The following is a 15,118-nucleotide window of genomic DNA, read 5'->3' as shown; positions in this document are numbered from 1 at the left end:
AAGATTGAACATCTCGTTTGTCTTTCACTTTTCTCCATCTGTGATCCGAAAGCCCAGTTTGAAATTGATCGATAACATGGGCTGGTTGGCTTCATTCACATGGGTGCACATCATCTTGACCCCCTGATCCCGGCAATGAGAGATAGCGCGAAGTTTGAGCGAAGTTGCGATCCCCATCCCGCGAAACGATTTTTTCACAACGGTGAGGCCGCATTCGGCAGTTTCCGGGGAGATGATCCTGACGCTGCTGAGACCCACCCACTCCTCATTGCAACGGGCAATGAATTGAGTGTGGCGATGTTGCCAGTAATATCGGTAAAACAACTTTTCGCAGAAGTCGGAAAACGACTCAAACGGCCCGTCGTGTCCCGGTTCGTCGAGAACGCCTTCGCGTACGAGCCGGTAAAGGCGGTGTCTTGTCTCATCCGTGTCATGAACTTCATTTAAACGAAAAAAGTGAATACCGGCGGGGTCTTCCATACGGGAAAAGGATTCTCTTTGCCAGTTCTGAAGATGAAGGGTCAGTGTTTGTCTTTTCATGGTTACCTCCTGCAAATCAATCTGCCTTTCATGTCATGTCACTCACCAGGTCTTTTCCGGTTAGGCGGCAGGAGCCCTGTGTTCCTAATCTCCACTCGCCACTTTCATAGATTGGGTTGAACACGCCCGAATTGAGATTATATTAACATTTGGGAGTCTGAATATTTGCCGATGATTTTTTTGTTGCAAAATAAATGAATGACTGCTCAGTTTATGTTAAAATAGTGTCGAAATTCATTTGAAAGCGAATTCATTCATTTTCTTTGCAATTGTCATTTTCTGAATTAACATAAATGAGAGAAAGGAGAGAAGATCATGTCGTTTTTGCAAGTGTTCAACCTGATCGCCTTTTTGGCAGTCGCCGCTTATGCTCTGTACTTGGTTGTCAGTGTCATTTACAAGCGCTATCTGTATGTGAAACTGGGGAAGCCGGCTGATTTCAAGCTGGATATGAAAAAGAGCATCAATGAGGTGCTGGTCAATGTTTTCGGGCAGAAAAAGCTGCTGAAGGACAAAAAAAGCGGCCTGATGCACGTCGTCATGTTTTATGGGTTTATCATTATCCAGTTTGGTGCCATTGATCTTTTTATCAAAGGTCTGGCCCCCGGGTATCATCTCCCGGTGCCGGCCTATCCTTTCTTTCAATTCCTGCAGGAGCTGACGACGTTTCTCGTTTTGTTGGCCACAATCTATGCTTTTTACCGCCGTTATATCGAGAAGATCGCCCGTCTCAAACGGGGATGGAAAGCAGGGCTGGTCATTATCTTCCTTACGTTGCTGATGGCATCGATTTTACTTTCGGCTGCCTTTGAGAAAATCTGGCTGGGCCACCCGGCGAACTGGTATACGCCTGTTTCTTCCGTGCTCTCCGCGCCGTTTGCAGGCTGGATGAGCCAAAGTGCAGGTGAGGCGGTGTTTTACGTATTCTGGTGGATGCATGCGCTGGTGCTCTTTTCCTTTGCTGTCTATGTGCCGCAATCGAAGCACTTCCATCTGTTCGTGGCTCCGATCAATGTCTTTTTGAAACGGCAACAGCCGCCGGCAAAACCGTCGCTCATCGACTTTGAGGATGAATCGGCAGAAGAGTACGGGGTAGGCCGGATCGAAAACTTTAACCAAAAACAGCTGATCGATTTGTATGCTTGCGTTGAATGCGGGCGCTGCACGAATGTCTGTCCGGCAGCTGGAACGGGAAAATTGCTGTCGCCGATGGATTTGATCGTAAAGATGCGGGATCACCTGACAGCAAAAGGAGCGGCCATCACTTCCAAAACACCCTGGATGCCTTCCTTCGCCTTCGCCAGTGCCAACAAAGCACTGATGGAAACGGCTGCGAGCAGGGATGATTCCGGAAAGATCGATTACCCGGTCAATCTGATCGGCGATGTGATCACCGAACGGGAACTGTGGGCCTGCACCACATGCCGCAACTGCGAAGATGCTTGCCCGGTGATGAACGAACATGTGGACAAAATCATTGACATGCGGCGCTATCTCGTCATGACGGAAGGAAAGATGAGTCCCGAGGCTTCCCGTACCTTCTCCAATATCGAACGCCAGGGCAATCCGTGGGGGATCAGCCGGAAGGATCGGGCGAAATGGACAGAAGGGGCCGATGTGCCGGTGCCGACGGTAAAAGAGGAAAAAGAGTTTGAATATCTCTTTTTTGTCGGTTCGATGGGCTCCTATGATAACCGGAGCCAAAAAATCAGCCGGGCGCTGGTGAAAATTTTGCATCACGCCGGCGTGAAGTTTGCCATTCTCGGAAACAAGGAGAAAAACTCGGGAGATACGGCCCGCCGCATGGGAAATGAGTTTTTGTTTCAACAGCTGGCCACCGACAATATCGCATTGTTTGAAAAGCATAACGTGAAGAAAATCATTACCATCGACCCGCACGCTTATAATGTCCTGAAAAATGAATATCCGGATTTGGGGCTTGAGGCGGAAGTGTACCACCATACCGAAGTGCTGGCGGATCTGATCAAACAGGGCCGCATCAAGCCGGTCAAAGAGGTGAAAGAGCGGATCACCTATCATGATTCCTGTTATCTCGGGCGTTACAACGGTGTATTCGATCCGCCGCGCTATATTCTCGAGCACATTCCCGGACTGGAATTGGTGGAGATGAAGCGGAACCGGGAAAACGGCATGTGTTGCGGCGCCGGTGGAGGAATGATGTGGATGGAGGAAACCGAGGGCGTGCGCATCAATGTGGCCCGAACCGAGCAGGCGCTGGAAGTAAATCCGACTCTGATCGGCAGTGCTTGCCCGTACTGCCTGACCATGTTGTCCGACGGGACCAAGGCCAAAGAAGTGGAAGACAGAGTGAAAACGATGGATGTCGCCGAAATCCTCGCTCTCTCCATCAATTTTGAGGACGAAGCAGATGTGGTGGAAGGCATTCACTAAGCGGGAGAAAAAGACGCTCTCAGGTATGATGTGAGAGCGTCTTTTTAAATGTGAATTGGATTGGATGAATGCCAAAAAATATGAATAAAATACTTAATCGAAATAATGGAATGAGATTTACTATTGTTAAGAGTAGGGATTTCAGTTAATCTAAAATTGGAGGCGCTTTCATTTGGAGGCGATGTGAACGAACGCTCGGTAGAACAATGCGTGAGGGAGAGTGACCAATGGTGAAAGCGGTAATTTTAGGCGGGGCAAGAACGCCTTTTGGCAAATTTGGCGGTGCATTGAAAGACGTTCCAGCAGTCGAGCTCGGGGGGACGGCGATCCGGGCCGCTCTCGAACGAGCCGGGGTGGAAGTGGAAATGGTCGATGAAGTGATCATGGGGATGGTGCTCCAAGGGGGAGCGGGGCAAATCCCTTCGCGCCAGGCGGCACGTCTTGCCGGTTTGGGATGGGAAGTCGGCACGGAAACGATTAACAAAGTATGTGCTTCCGGGTTGCGCAGTGTTACCCTGGCAGATCAGATCATTCGTGCGGGAGATGCCGGGGTGGTGGTGGCCGGCGGGATGGAGAGCATGAGCAATGCTCCTTACATTTTGCCGTCGGGGCGGTTTGGCCAGCGCATGGGTGACGGGAAAATGGTCGATCTCATGATTCATGATGGTTTGTGGTGCGCTTTTCACGATGTGCACATGATCGTCCACGGCAGCAATACGGCCAAGGAATACAACGTGACGCGCGAAGAGCAGGATGCATGGGCGCTTCGCAGCCATCAGCGGGCGCTTGAAGCCATTAATCACGGGCGGTTTGCCGATGAGATCACTCCGGTAACCGTCAAAGTAAAGAAACAGGAGATCGTCGTTGACCGCGATGAAGCCGTTCGCGCCGATACCACGCTGGAAAAACTGTCCGGGTTGAAACCGGTTTATCTCCAGGATGGCACGATTACCGCCGGCAATGCGCCCGGGGTAAATGACGGTGCAGCCGCTCTGGTGGTGGCCTCAAGCGAGAAAGCACAGGAATTGGGGATCAAGCCGTTGGCAAGCATCCTGGGTCACGCAGCGGTGGCGATGGAAGCGAAGGATTTTCCGATCACCCCCGCTTATGCTATCAAGAAACTGCTGAAAAAGCACGGGCTGACCGTCGCACAAATCGATCTGTTTGAAATTAACGAGGCGTTTGCTGCGGTTGCGCTGGCCAACAGCAAACTGCTTGAAATCGATCCCGGAAAGCTCAATGTAAACGGAGGCGCGGTTGCTTTGGGCCATCCGATCGGCGCCAGCGGAGCGAGAATTTTGTTGACGCTGATCATGGAACTGAAACGCCGCGGCGGCGGATTGGGTGTGGCCGCGATTTGCAGCGGTGCGGCCCAGGGCGATGCCGTTTTGGTCAAAGTCGAAGGTTAAAAGCGAAAAGGTGGGATGAATCGGTGGAAATCAAGCGGATCAGCGTTATCGGAGCAGGGCAGATGGGGAGCGGGATCGCCCAGACGGGAGCGCAGGCAGGCCTGGACGTCACCCTTGTCGACATGGCGGAAGCGCCCTTGCAAAAGGGATTGGAGCGGATTAAGGGGAATTTGCAACGGGCCGTGCAAAAAGGGAAGATTTCCGTTCAGGAGATGGAGGCGGTGCTGGGACGCATCCGTCCGGTATTGAAACTGGAGGAAGCGGCAGCCGAGGCGGATCTCGTCATCGAGGCCGTTGTGGAAAACATGGAGGTAAAGGCGGACGTCTTCCGAAAACTGGATGTACTCTGCCCGGAACATGCGATTTTGGCCAGCAATACTTCGTCGCTTCCGATCACGGAAATCGCTGCTGTCACCAAACGCCCGGAAAAAGTGATCGGCATGCATTTTATGAATCCGGTTCCGGTGATGAAGCTGGTCGAGGTGATTCGCGGTTTGCAGACAGCGGACGAGGTATTTGCCGCAGTAGAGCAATTGGCGAAACGGATGGGGAAAGTTCCCGTCGAGGTGAATGATTTTCCCGGCTTTGTATCCAACCGCGTTCTGATGCCGATGATCAACGAGGCGATTTATGCCGTTTATGAGGGCGTGGCCACGCCGGAAGCGGTTGACCAGGTGATGAAACTGGGCATGAATCATCCGATGGGTCCCTTAACCCTGGCTGATTTTATAGGACTGGATACCTGTTTGTACATCATGGAGATTTTGTATGAAGGTTTTGGAGACAGCAAATACCGTCCGTGTCCCTTGTTGCGCAAATATGTGAAGGCCGGTTGGCTGGGACGCAAGAGCGGGCGCGGCTTTTACACCTATGAATGAAATTGCGTGATGTGGAGCGTGAAGAGCAGTGGACTTGAGGCTGACGGACGAGCAGGCGATGATGCGCAAGATGGTGAGGGATTTTGCGTGTGAGGAGATCACACCTTTGATCAGCCGTATGGAAGAAAACGATGAATTTCCGCGGGCTTTAATTTCCAAGATGGGAGAAATCGGCCTGATGGGGATTCCCGTTCCGGAAGAGTACGGGGGAGCCGGGGCTGATTTTTTATCTTATATTCTGGCGATTGAGGAAATTGCCAAAGTGAGTGCCGCAGTCAGCGTGATTCTGGCAGTGCACACCTCGGTCTGCACTCTTCCCATTTTGAAGTGCGGAACGGAGGAGCAAAAACAGAAATATGTGACGCGATTGGCCAGCGGGGAGCAGGTGGGCGCTTTTGCCTTGACGGAGCCGCACGCCGGTTCCGATGCCGCCCGGATTCGAACCGGCGCGCGCCGGGTGGGGGACAAATACATCCTGAACGGAAGCAAGGTGTTTATTACCAACGCGGAAGCGGCCGATGTTTTTCTCACCTTTGCCGTGACCGATCCGTCCCGGGGCAAAAAAGGCATCACGGCGTTTATCGTGGACAGGGATACCCCCGGTTTTCGGGTGGGGGAAAAAGAGAAAAAAATGGGGCTGCATGGTTCGGGCACTTGCGAACTGATTTTTGAAGAGGCGGAAGTGCCCGCGGAAAACCGGCTGGGAGAGGAAGGAGAAGGATACAAGGTGGCCCTGAGCAATCTGGCCGGCGGAAGAATCGGCATCGCCGCCCAGGCGCTCGGCATTGCCCAGGGAGCGTTCGATGCCGCACTCTCCTATGCAAAGGAACGGAATCAGTTCGGAAAGCCGATCGCCAAGCAGCAGGCGATTCAGTTCAAACTGGCCGATATGGCTACAGAGATCGAAGCGGCCCGCCTTCTGACCTATCGTGCTGCCGATTTGCGCGCACAGGGAAAACACTGTCGCCTTGAAGCTGCGATGGCGAAGAGATTTGCCACCGATGTGGCGATGAAAACAGCGGTCGAAGCCGTGCAAATTTTTGGCGGGTACGGATATACGCGGGAATTTCCGGTTGAGCGATTTTTCCGTGATGCAAAGGTAACGCAAATCTATGAAGGAACCAATGAAATTCAGCGGATCGTGATCGCAAATGAACTTTTGGCATAAGAGGAGGAACCCCCATGCATTTTAAACTGAGTGAAGAACATGAAATGATGCGCAAGATGGTCCGCGAATTTGCGCTGAAAGAAGTCGCTCCGACAGCGGCTCTCCGCGATGAGAAAGAAGAATTTGACCGCTCCATTTTTGACCGCATCGGGGAACTGGGATTGGCCGGGATTCCCTGGGAGGAGGAATGGGGAGGAGCCGGGGCTGATTTTTTGAGCTACGTGATTGCGGTGGAGGAATTGTCGCGCGTCTGCGCTTCCACCGGGGTCACCTTGTCGGCCCACATTTCACTGGCGAGCTGGCCGATTTATAAGTTTGGAACAAAAGAGCAAAAAGAGCGTTTTTTGCGTCCTTTGGCGGAAGGAACCAAGCTGGGGGCCTACGGCTTGACGGAGCCGGGTTCCGGTTCGGACGCGGCGGGAATGAAGACGACTGCGGTAAAAGACGGGGATCACTACGTTTTAAACGGGAACAAGATTTTTATCACCAATGGCGGTGAAGCGGAGATTTACGTCGTGTTTGCGCTGACCGACCCTGCGCTGAAACACAAAGGGACGACCGCTTTTATCGTGGAAAAGGGAACTCCCGGTTTTTCCATCGGCAAAAAAGAGAAAAAATTGGGAATCCGTTCCTCTCCCACGACGGAAATCATTTTTGACAATTGCCGCATTCCGGCTGACCAACGTTTGGGAGAAGAGGGAGAAGGCTTTAAAATCGCCATGATGACGCTTGACGGGGGCCGGAACGGCATCGCCGCCCAGGCGCTCGGCATTGCCCAGGGAGCATTTGATGCCGCGCTCTCCTATGCAAAAGAACGGAACCAGTTCGGGAAGCCGATCGCCAAGCAGCAAGCGATTCAGTTCAAACTGGCCGATATGGCGACACAGATTGAAGCAGCCCGCCTGCTCACCTACCAGGCTGCCTGGCTCGAGTCACAAGGTCTCCCTTACGGAAAGGCATCGGCGATGGCAAAATTGTACGCCGGTGATATCGCGATGCAAGTGACGACGGAAGCGGTTCAAATCTTTGGCGGTTACGGCTACACAAGGGAATATCCGGTCGAACGCATGATGAGGGATGCGAAGATCACGCAGATTTATGAAGGAACCAATGAGATCCAGCGCGTGGTGATTTCAAACCATCTGCTCAGGGAATAGCGGTTTGGCCGGGAGGGACGGAAAGTGGCCGATTTGATCAGGCGCTTGAAAGAAAAGGACAAACGGTACATTGCCCGCGTAATCAGCCGCATTGAAAACGGGGACCCGGAGCGGGAGCAATTGCTTGAGGCTCTTTTCCCGCATACCGGGCAGGCGTATGTGCTCGGCATTACTGGGTCTCCCGGTGCCGGCAAAAGCTCGCTCATGAACGGGTTAATCCGTTATCTCAGACAAAAAGGGATGACTGTGGCGGTCATAGCCATCGACCCGACCAGTCCTTTTTCCGGAGGCGCCATTTTGGGTGACCGCGTCCGCATGACCGGACATTCCCTGGATGAGGGCGTATTTATTCGCAGCATGGGCAGCCGCGGCAGCCTGGGCGGATTGTGCCGGGCGGCAAAGGATGCTGTGAAAGTGCTGGATGCGGCGGGATATGATCTGGTGCTGCTGGAAACGGTCGGGGTGGGGCAGGCGGAATTGGATGTGATGCATGCGGCGGATTCTGTTTCCCTGGTGCTCAATCCGACAGCGGGGGATGTCGTTCAGGTTTTTAAAGCGGGCATTATGGAAATCGCCGATCTTTTTGTGATCAACAAAGCGGATTTGCCGGGTTCGCATCGCCTTGCGGAGGAAATTGAACGCATGCTCGATCTGAAGCCTGATCTCCCCTGGCGTCCTCCCATTGTCAAAACCATCGCGACCAGGGAAGAAGGACTGGTGCTGTTATGGGAAAAGCTGGAGGAGCATCGCCGCTTTCTTGAGCAAACCGGTGAGAGGAGGCGAAGGCGGCAGCGTCAGGCTGAGTTGGAGCTGAAGGAGCTGGTGCAGGATTTGCTCGGGCAAAAACTGGCGGAATCGCTCGCTTCCCCTGACTGGCAGCATGAGCTTTCCCAGGTGGTTTCCCGGCAGAAAAGCCCGATTTCCGCTGCGCGTGAATGGTTAAGGCGTGTCCGATTCGACTAGAGAGGTGAGGAGATGAAAAAGAATTCCGAACTGATTCCCTCGATGATCAAGGATCAGCGCCTGATCGAACAGCGGCGGGCCCAGATCATCGAGGGAGCAGTGCGTTTGTTTGTGGAGAAAGGGTTCCATAAAACGACAACGCGGGAAATCGCGAGAGAATGCGGATTGTCGATCGGGACGATGTATGAATATATTCAGAGCAAGGAAGATGTTTTGTATCTTGTTTGTGAATATATCCATTCGGAATTGGAAGATCGTTTGCGCAGAGTGGTTGCGGAAGAGGATCAGGGAGCCGTTTCTCTCTCCAAGGGATTAAAGCAGCTGTTCAGAGTGATGGAAGAGATGCGGCCGCTCGTTTTGCTGATTTATCAGGAAACGAAATCGCTCCCGAAAGACAAGATGAAATATGTGTTGCGGAAAGAAGAGGAAATCACCGGGATTTTTGAGCGGATTTTGCAAAAAGGGATGGAAGATGGAACGATTCAGATCGATCCTTCCTCCGTCAAACTGATGGCCCATAATATCATCGTGATCGGCCAGATGTGGACGTTCCGCCATTGGGCGGTCGGGAAGCACTATGGGTTGGAGGAATTTACCGAGCGGCAGATGAGCCTGCTTCTCGGCGATCTGACAACGGGAGGAAAGACGGATGGGAAAACCAGCGCAACCTAAGCATGCCATTCGGTTTATAACGGCAGCGAGCCTGTTTGACGGACATGATGCATCCATCAACCTGTTTCGCCGCCTTTTGCAAGATTCAGGTGTGGAAGTGATTCATCTCGGACACAACCGATCCGTCGATGAGATCGTGGAAGCGGCCATACAGGAAGATGTACAGGGAATCGCCGTTTCTTCCTATCAGGGCGGACACATCGAGTTTTTTAAATATATGATTGATTTGCTAAAAAAGAGAGGCGCTGCCCATATCCGCGTCTTCGGCGGAGGCGGGGGCGTTATTATTCCCCGGGAAATACGAGAGTTGGAGGAATATGGCGTATGCAAGATCTTTTCCCCGCAAGATGGCCGCGACATGGGCCTGATGGGAATGATCGAGTTTATGGTGCGGCAGTGCGATTTTTCGACGATTGAGAACGTTTCCTGGGAAATGAATGCCTTGAAAACCGGGGATAAAAAAGAGATTGCCCGGTTGATCACGCTGGTTGAAGAAGCGGCCGAAAACGAGCAATGGCGGCAAACGGCGTCTTCGCTTCTGGAAGAGATCGGGGAGGAAGAGGAAAAGGTGATCCCCGTCGTCGGAATCACGGGAACCGGCGGAGCGGGAAAAAGTTCGTTGACCGATGAGCTGGTACGCCGTTTTCTCGGAGATTTTCCGGAAAAAAAAGTGGCGATCCTGTCGGTCGATCCATCGAAACAAAAAACGGGCGGTGCGTTGCTGGGAGACCGTATCCGCATGAATTCCGTGCATCATCCCCGGGTCTATATGCGAAGCCTGGCCACGCGGCGCACCCGTTCCGAACTGAGCGGAGGGATTCGCGGGGCGATCCGTGTGTTAAAACGGGCCGGCTATGATTTCATCATTGTTGAGACAAGTGGAATCGGGCAGGGAAATGCCGATGTGATTCAGGTCAGCGATGTCTCCGTCTATGTGATGACTTCGGAATACGGCGCACCGTCCCAGTTGGAAAAAATCGAGATGCTGGATTATGCCGATCTGGTCGCCATCAACAAATTTGACCGCAAGGGTTCCGAAGATGCGCTGCGCGACGTGAAGAAACAATACCGGCGCAATCATAAATTATTCGAGGCTCCTGATGAGGAAATTCCGGTTTATGGGACGATGGCCAGCCGTTTCCACGATCCGGGCACCAATCGGTTTTATCGCGCCCTGATCGATAAAATCAGGCAAAAATGCGGAGTCGACTGGCAATCTGAAATGACCGTGAGCGGGGATCTCAACATTCACTATATTATACCGCCGGAGCGAACCCATTACCTGCGCGAAATCGCGGGAACCGTTCGCAAATACCATCAGCAGTCCGAGCGCCAGGCGGAATGGGCAAGCCGTCTCTATCAACTGGAGGGAAGCAAGGCTGTCTTGCAGGATGAAGAAGATGCCTCCGTCCGGGAGAGGCTGGAGCAAAAGATTAAAGAGGTCGAGGCAAAACTCACTCCGGAGAACAAGGAAGCGCTTAAAAACTGGCCGGAAATGATGAAAGCTTATCGGCAGGAGCAGTTCGTCACCCGGATTCGCGGGAAGGAGATCCGTGTTCCCCTGTATACCGAAACGCTTTCGGGGACGATGATTCCCAAAGTGGCTCTGCCCCGTTTTAAGGACTGGGGCGAAATCCTTCGCTGGTTGCACAAAGAAAACCTGCCTGGCTACTTCCCGTTTACTGCCGGGGTTTTCCCGTTCAAGCGAACCGATGAGGACCCTAAGAGGCAGTTCGCCGGTGAGGGATCGCCGGAGCGAACCAATAAGCGCTTTCACTATTTATCGAAAAATGATCAGGCGAAGCGGCTGTCCACTGCTTTTGACAGTGTGACGCTGTATGGGGAAGACCCGGATGAGCGGCCGGACATTTACGGGAAAGTCGGGGAATCCGGGGTTAGTATTTGTACCTTGGAAGATATGAAGAAACTGTACGCCGGTTTTGATCTGTGTGCGCCCAACACGAGCGTGTCAATGACGATTAACGGCCCGGCGCCGATTTTGCTCGCGATGTATTTTAATACGGCGATTGAACAACAAATCGAAAAGTTCCGTTCCACCGAAGGGCGGGAGCCGACGGAGGAGGAAAGGGAAAAGATCAAGCGGGAGACGCTGAAGCGGGTGCGCGGAACGGTGCAGGCGGACATCCTGAAAGAGGATCAGGGGCAAAATACCTGTATTTTTTCCACGGAGTTCGCTTTAAAGATGATGGGTGACATCCAGCAGTATTTCATCGACTACGGCATTCGCAATTACTATTCCGTCAGCATCAGCGGTTATCATATCGCCGAAGCCGGGGCCAATCCGATCACCCAGCTGGCCTTCACCCTGGCCAACGCTTTTACCTATGTGGAATATTACCTCAGCCGCGGGATGAAGATCGATGATTTTGCACCCAACCTCTCGTTCTTTTTCAGCAACGGAATGGATGCTGAGTATTCGGTGATCGGCCGTGTGGCCCGGCGCATTTGGGCCATCGTCATGAAGCACCTCTACGGGGCGGGTGAGCGGAGTCAAAAGTTAAAGTATCATATTCAAACATCGGGCCGCTCCCTGCACGCGCAGGAAATCGACTTTAACGATATCCGCACGACGCTGCAAGCCCTGATGGCTATTTATGATCAGTGCAATTCGCTCCATACCAATGCCTATGATGAGGCGATTACCACCCCGACGGAGGAATCCGTGCGCCGCGCCATGGCGATTCAACTGATTATCACCAAAGAGCTGGGGCTGGCCAAGAATGAAAACCCCCTCCAGGGTTCCTTTATAATCGATGAGTTGACCGATCTGGTTGAAGAAGCCGTTCTCAAAGAATTTGAGCGCATCAGTGACCGCGGCGGAGTGCTCGGGGCGATGGAGACGCAGTATCAACGCAGCAAGATCCAGGAAGAGTCTCTCTATTATGAGACGAAGAAGCATTCGGGGGAATTGCCGATTATCGGGGTCAATACGTTTGAAAACCCCAATCCGCCGGAGGATTATGAGCTTGAACTTTCCCGGGCGACACCGGAGGAAAAAGAAAGGCAAATCGCCAACCTGCGTGCTTTTCAGGAGAAAAATCGCGAAGCGGCTGAAAAAGCGCTGGCCAGATTGAAACAAGTGGCAAGAGAGAATGGGAATCTGTTTGCTGAATTGATGGAAACGGTGAAAGTGGCCAGCCTCGGGCAGATTACCCATGCTTTGTACGAGGTGGGCGGACAATATCGCCGGAATATGTGAACCGGGCCATCAATGGTTCCCTGAGGCTGTCGGGTAAATTTGCGGAACTGAAGGGAAGGGGCTTGGTGCTTTTTCCCGCGGTTTTTCGATGAAGGAGCAGGGAAGCATCAAGAACCGGTGGAATCCTGTTTCAGGATTTTGTAAACATGCTGAGGGCCTTATACAGAGGCCCTTTTTTTGCTGTCAAAACAAAGACAGGATTCAGGCTGACAGGTGTGTTGGCAGAAGATATGAAGGCATAAACAGGGGCAATCGCGAATTTGTAAAAGAAAGGGGGCGCTGAATAGCGATAATCCCTTCTTTTGGTTGACTTCCCCCGGTTTTTGGATAAAATAGTTGTACGAGAAAAATAGGGATTCTACGGGACGACCTATATTTGGGAAGGATGTGTCCAGCTTGAGTGACAACCTCGCTTTGGAGAAGATCAGAGAAACCGCCATGGTAGATTTGGCCTACAACCTGTTGAAGGAAAAAGGCGACGCGATGATCTACCGGGAGATCATGGATGAAATCGCCAAGATCAAAGGATTTACCGAAGAAGATTTCACAAGATACATTGCGCAGCTCTATACGGAAATCAACATTGACGGCCGTTTTGTCTGTGTGGGACGGAATTTGTGGGGGCTTCGTGAATGGTATCCGATCGAGCAGGCTACGGATTCGGCTGTGGCCGGGAACATCAAAGAGGATGACCTGGACGACGAATTGGACAGTGATCTTTATGAAGATGAGGACGAGGATTACGATCTCGATGCCATGGACGAAGATGATCTCGATCTCCCCTTGGACGACGATGAAGACAATCCGTTCGGGGAATTGGATGATGAGACGGAAAACGGAGACGATGACGAAGAGCTTTAAGCCTTGACAAGAAAACGTGCCTACGATAAATTATTTTTTGGGCTCATTATGAACGGATTCAAAAGAGCGCCCCTAAATCGGGGGCGCTCTTTTCTATTTTTTGATAACTGGGGCATCCTATTTTTGGAGGGAAGATCATTATGGCGAAATATATTTTTGTAACCGGAGGTGTGGTTTCCTCACTGGGCAAGGGAATCACGGCTTCCTCATTGGGACGATTACTCAAGAATCGCGGCCTGAAAGTAACCATTCAAAAATTTGACCCGTACATTAACGTCGATCCCGGTACGATGAGTCCTTATCAGCATGGCGAAGTGTTCGTGACGGATGACGGGGCCGAGACCGATTTGGACCTGGGCCATTATGAACGCTTTATCGATATTAACCTCAGCAAAAACAGCAACGTGACCACGGGAAAAATTTACTCTGCCGTGATCAATAAAGAACGGCGCGGTGATTATCTGGGCGGAACCGTGCAGGTGATTCCCCATATTACCAATGAAATCAAGGATCGCGTCTTCCGGGCGGCACGGGAAACAGGTGCCGATGTGGTGATTACGGAAATCGGGGGGACGGTCGGCGATATCGAAAGTTTGCCGTTCCTGGAGGCGATTCGCCAGATCAAAAGCGATGTCGGGCGCAAAAATGTAATGTATATTCACTGCACATTGGTTCCGATGCTGAAGGCGAGCGGTGAGTTAAAAACAAAACCGACGCAACACAGTGTCAAGGAATTGCGCAGCATCGGCATCCAGCCCAATGTGATTGTGTGCCGCACGGAACACCCGCTGTCCGAGGAATTGAAGCGGAAGATCGCCCTTTTCTGCGATATCGACCGGGAAGCGGTGATCGAGGCCCGCGATGCGGAAACGCTGTATGAAGTTCCGTTGATGATTCAGGAAGAGGGATTGGACGAAATCGTGGTCCGGCATTTGGGGCTTGAATGCGGAAAAGCGGATATGACCGATTGGATTCGCCTGGTGGAAAAAGTGAAAAACCTGACCCATACGACCCGGATCGCCATCGTCGGCAAATATGTAGCCTTGCATGATGCTTATATGAGCGTGGTGGAGGCACTGCGCCATGCCGGGTTTGAACGGGACACCGACATTGAGGTGAAATGGGTCAATTCCGAAGACGTGACCGAGCAAAATGTGGATGAGTTGCTCGGAGATGTGGATGGCATCCTCGTGCCCGGCGGCTTCGGCGACCGCGGGATTGAAGGGAAACTGGTAGCCACCCGTTACGCCCGGGAGAACAAAATTCCGTTCCTGGGGATTTGCCTCGGTATGCAGATGGCTTGTGTCGAGGGGGCACGCAACGTACTCGGATTGGAAGGGGCGCACAGCTCAGAAATTGACCCGTCCACCCCGTACCCGATTATTGACCTGCTGCCGGAACAAAAAGAAATCGAAGATAAAGGCGGCACGATGAGGCTGGGTCTGTATCCGTGCAAACTGGAGCAAAACAGCCGCGCTCATCAGGCTTACGGGAAAGATTTGGTCTATGAACGGCATCGCCACCGCTATGAGTTTAACAATGAATACCGCGAACAGATGGAGAAAGCGGGATATCGTTTTTCGGGAACCTCACCGGACGGCCGTTTGGTGGAAATCGTTGAGTATGACCACCATCCGTGGTTTGTCGCTTCCCAGTTCCATCCGGAATTCATCTCCCGCCCCAACCGGCCGCAACCTCTGTTCCGTGAGTTTGTCAAAGCAGCATTGAACAGCAAACTGAAAGAACAGGTAAATGTATAAAGTTCACAATGGACGGAGCCCGGATCGTTTTCCGGGTTCTTTTGTGCGGTCATCACTTGTCAGATAATTGTAAATAGT

The 15,118-nt window shown here is 52.3% G+C and carries 11 protein-coding genes; 10 read left to right on the top strand and 1 reads right to left on the bottom strand.

Annotation, left to right across the window (positions count from 1 at the left end; translation table 11 throughout):
- Positions 1-24: 24 nt before the first annotated feature.
- A complete protein-coding gene (locus I8U18_RS08345; RefSeq protein ID WP_198055565.1) occupies positions 25-540 on the bottom strand; it encodes a GNAT family N-acetyltransferase in 516 nt (171 codons plus the stop codon).
- 315 nt (positions 541-855) lie between these two features.
- Here I8U18_RS08345 and I8U18_RS08340 point away from each other — a divergent pair, with 315 nt between their 5' ends.
- The 10 genes from I8U18_RS08340 (at position 856) to I8U18_RS08295 (ending at position 15,040) form a co-directional block, all read left to right on the top strand.
- Positions 856-2,952 carry a heterodisulfide reductase-related iron-sulfur binding cluster gene (locus I8U18_RS08340; protein WP_198064680.1) on the top strand — a complete coding sequence of 699 codons (2,097 nt, stop codon included), beginning with the start codon at positions 856-858 and terminating at the stop codon, positions 2,950-2,952.
- A 227-nt stretch (positions 2,953-3,179) separates the two neighbouring features.
- A complete protein-coding gene (locus tag I8U18_RS08335) occupies positions 3,180-4,361 on the top strand; it encodes an acetyl-CoA C-acetyltransferase (RefSeq protein WP_198055563.1) in 1,182 nt (393 codons plus the stop codon).
- Positions 4,362-4,384: 23 nt separating this feature from the next.
- Positions 4,385-5,239 carry a 3-hydroxybutyryl-CoA dehydrogenase gene (locus I8U18_RS08330; RefSeq protein WP_198055562.1) on the top strand — a complete coding sequence of 285 codons (855 nt, stop codon included), beginning with the start codon at positions 4,385-4,387 and terminating at the stop codon, positions 5,237-5,239.
- Between the two features lie 28 nt (positions 5,240-5,267).
- Complete coding sequence (locus tag I8U18_RS08325; protein ID WP_198055561.1) at positions 5,268-6,407, top strand: acyl-CoA dehydrogenase; 1,140 nt, start codon at positions 5,268-5,270, stop codon at positions 6,405-6,407.
- 14 nt (positions 6,408-6,421) lie between these two features.
- Positions 6,422-7,564, top strand: a complete 1,143-nt coding sequence (locus tag I8U18_RS08320) for an acyl-CoA dehydrogenase (RefSeq protein ID WP_033100433.1) — start codon at positions 6,422-6,424, stop codon at positions 7,562-7,564.
- A 24-nt stretch (positions 7,565-7,588) separates the two neighbouring features.
- Positions 7,589-8,527 (top strand): methylmalonyl Co-A mutase-associated GTPase MeaB, encoded by a 939-nt coding sequence (meaB, locus tag I8U18_RS08315; protein WP_033100432.1) that lies wholly within the window; start codon positions 7,589-7,591, stop codon positions 8,525-8,527.
- A 12-nt stretch (positions 8,528-8,539) separates the two neighbouring features.
- Positions 8,540-9,199 (top strand): TetR/AcrR family transcriptional regulator, encoded by a 660-nt coding sequence (locus I8U18_RS08310; protein ID WP_033100431.1) that lies wholly within the window; start codon positions 8,540-8,542, stop codon positions 9,197-9,199.
- Entirely contained in the window at positions 9,177-12,419 is a 3,243-nt protein-coding gene (gene icmF / locus I8U18_RS08305) for a fused isobutyryl-CoA mutase/GTPase IcmF (protein ID WP_198055560.1), read from the top strand. Before I8U18_RS08310 ends, icmF begins: the two co-directional genes overlap by 23 nt.
- A gap of 396 nt (positions 12,420-12,815) precedes the next feature.
- Positions 12,816-13,280, top strand: coding sequence for a DNA-directed RNA polymerase subunit delta (gene rpoE / locus I8U18_RS08300; protein WP_232336338.1), 465 nt, complete (start codon positions 12,816-12,818; stop codon positions 13,278-13,280).
- 140 nt (positions 13,281-13,420) lie between these two features.
- The gene (locus tag I8U18_RS08295; RefSeq protein WP_198055559.1) at positions 13,421-15,040 is read left to right on the top strand and encodes a CTP synthase; all 1,620 of its coding nucleotides are present in this window, start codon (positions 13,421-13,423) and stop codon (positions 15,038-15,040) included.
- Positions 15,041-15,118 lie beyond the last annotated feature (78 nt).

This window comes from Thermoactinomyces sp. CICC 10522 (genome assembly GCF_016055075.1).
GTDB lineage: Bacteria > Bacillota > Bacilli > Thermoactinomycetales > Thermoactinomycetaceae > Thermoactinomyces_A > Thermoactinomyces_A daqus.
This window is presented reverse-complemented; position numbering and strand designations above follow the sequence as displayed.

What these genes read in the sequence shown, in the direction of transcription:
- I8U18_RS08345 (WP_198055565.1), bottom strand. Translation starts at nt 540, where the DNA reads ATGAAAAGACAAACACTGACCCTTCATCTTCAGAACTGGCAAAGAGAA.
- I8U18_RS08340 (WP_198064680.1), top strand. Translation starts at nt 856, where the DNA reads ATGTCGTTTTTGCAAGTGTTCAACCTGATCGCCTTTTTGGCAGTCGCC.
- I8U18_RS08335 (WP_198055563.1), top strand. Translation starts at nt 3,180, where the DNA reads ATGGTGAAAGCGGTAATTTTAGGCGGGGCAAGAACGCCTTTTGGCAAA.
- I8U18_RS08320 (WP_033100433.1), top strand. Translation starts at nt 6,422, where the DNA reads ATGCATTTTAAACTGAGTGAAGAACATGAAATGATGCGCAAGATGGTC.
- I8U18_RS08310 (WP_033100431.1), top strand. Translation starts at nt 8,540, where the DNA reads ATGAAAAAGAATTCCGAACTGATTCCCTCGATGATCAAGGATCAGCGC.
- icmF (WP_198055560.1), top strand. Translation starts at nt 9,177, where the DNA reads ATGGGAAAACCAGCGCAACCTAAGCATGCCATTCGGTTTATAACGGCA.
- I8U18_RS08295 (WP_198055559.1), top strand. Translation starts at nt 13,421, where the DNA reads ATGGCGAAATATATTTTTGTAACCGGAGGTGTGGTTTCCTCACTGGGC.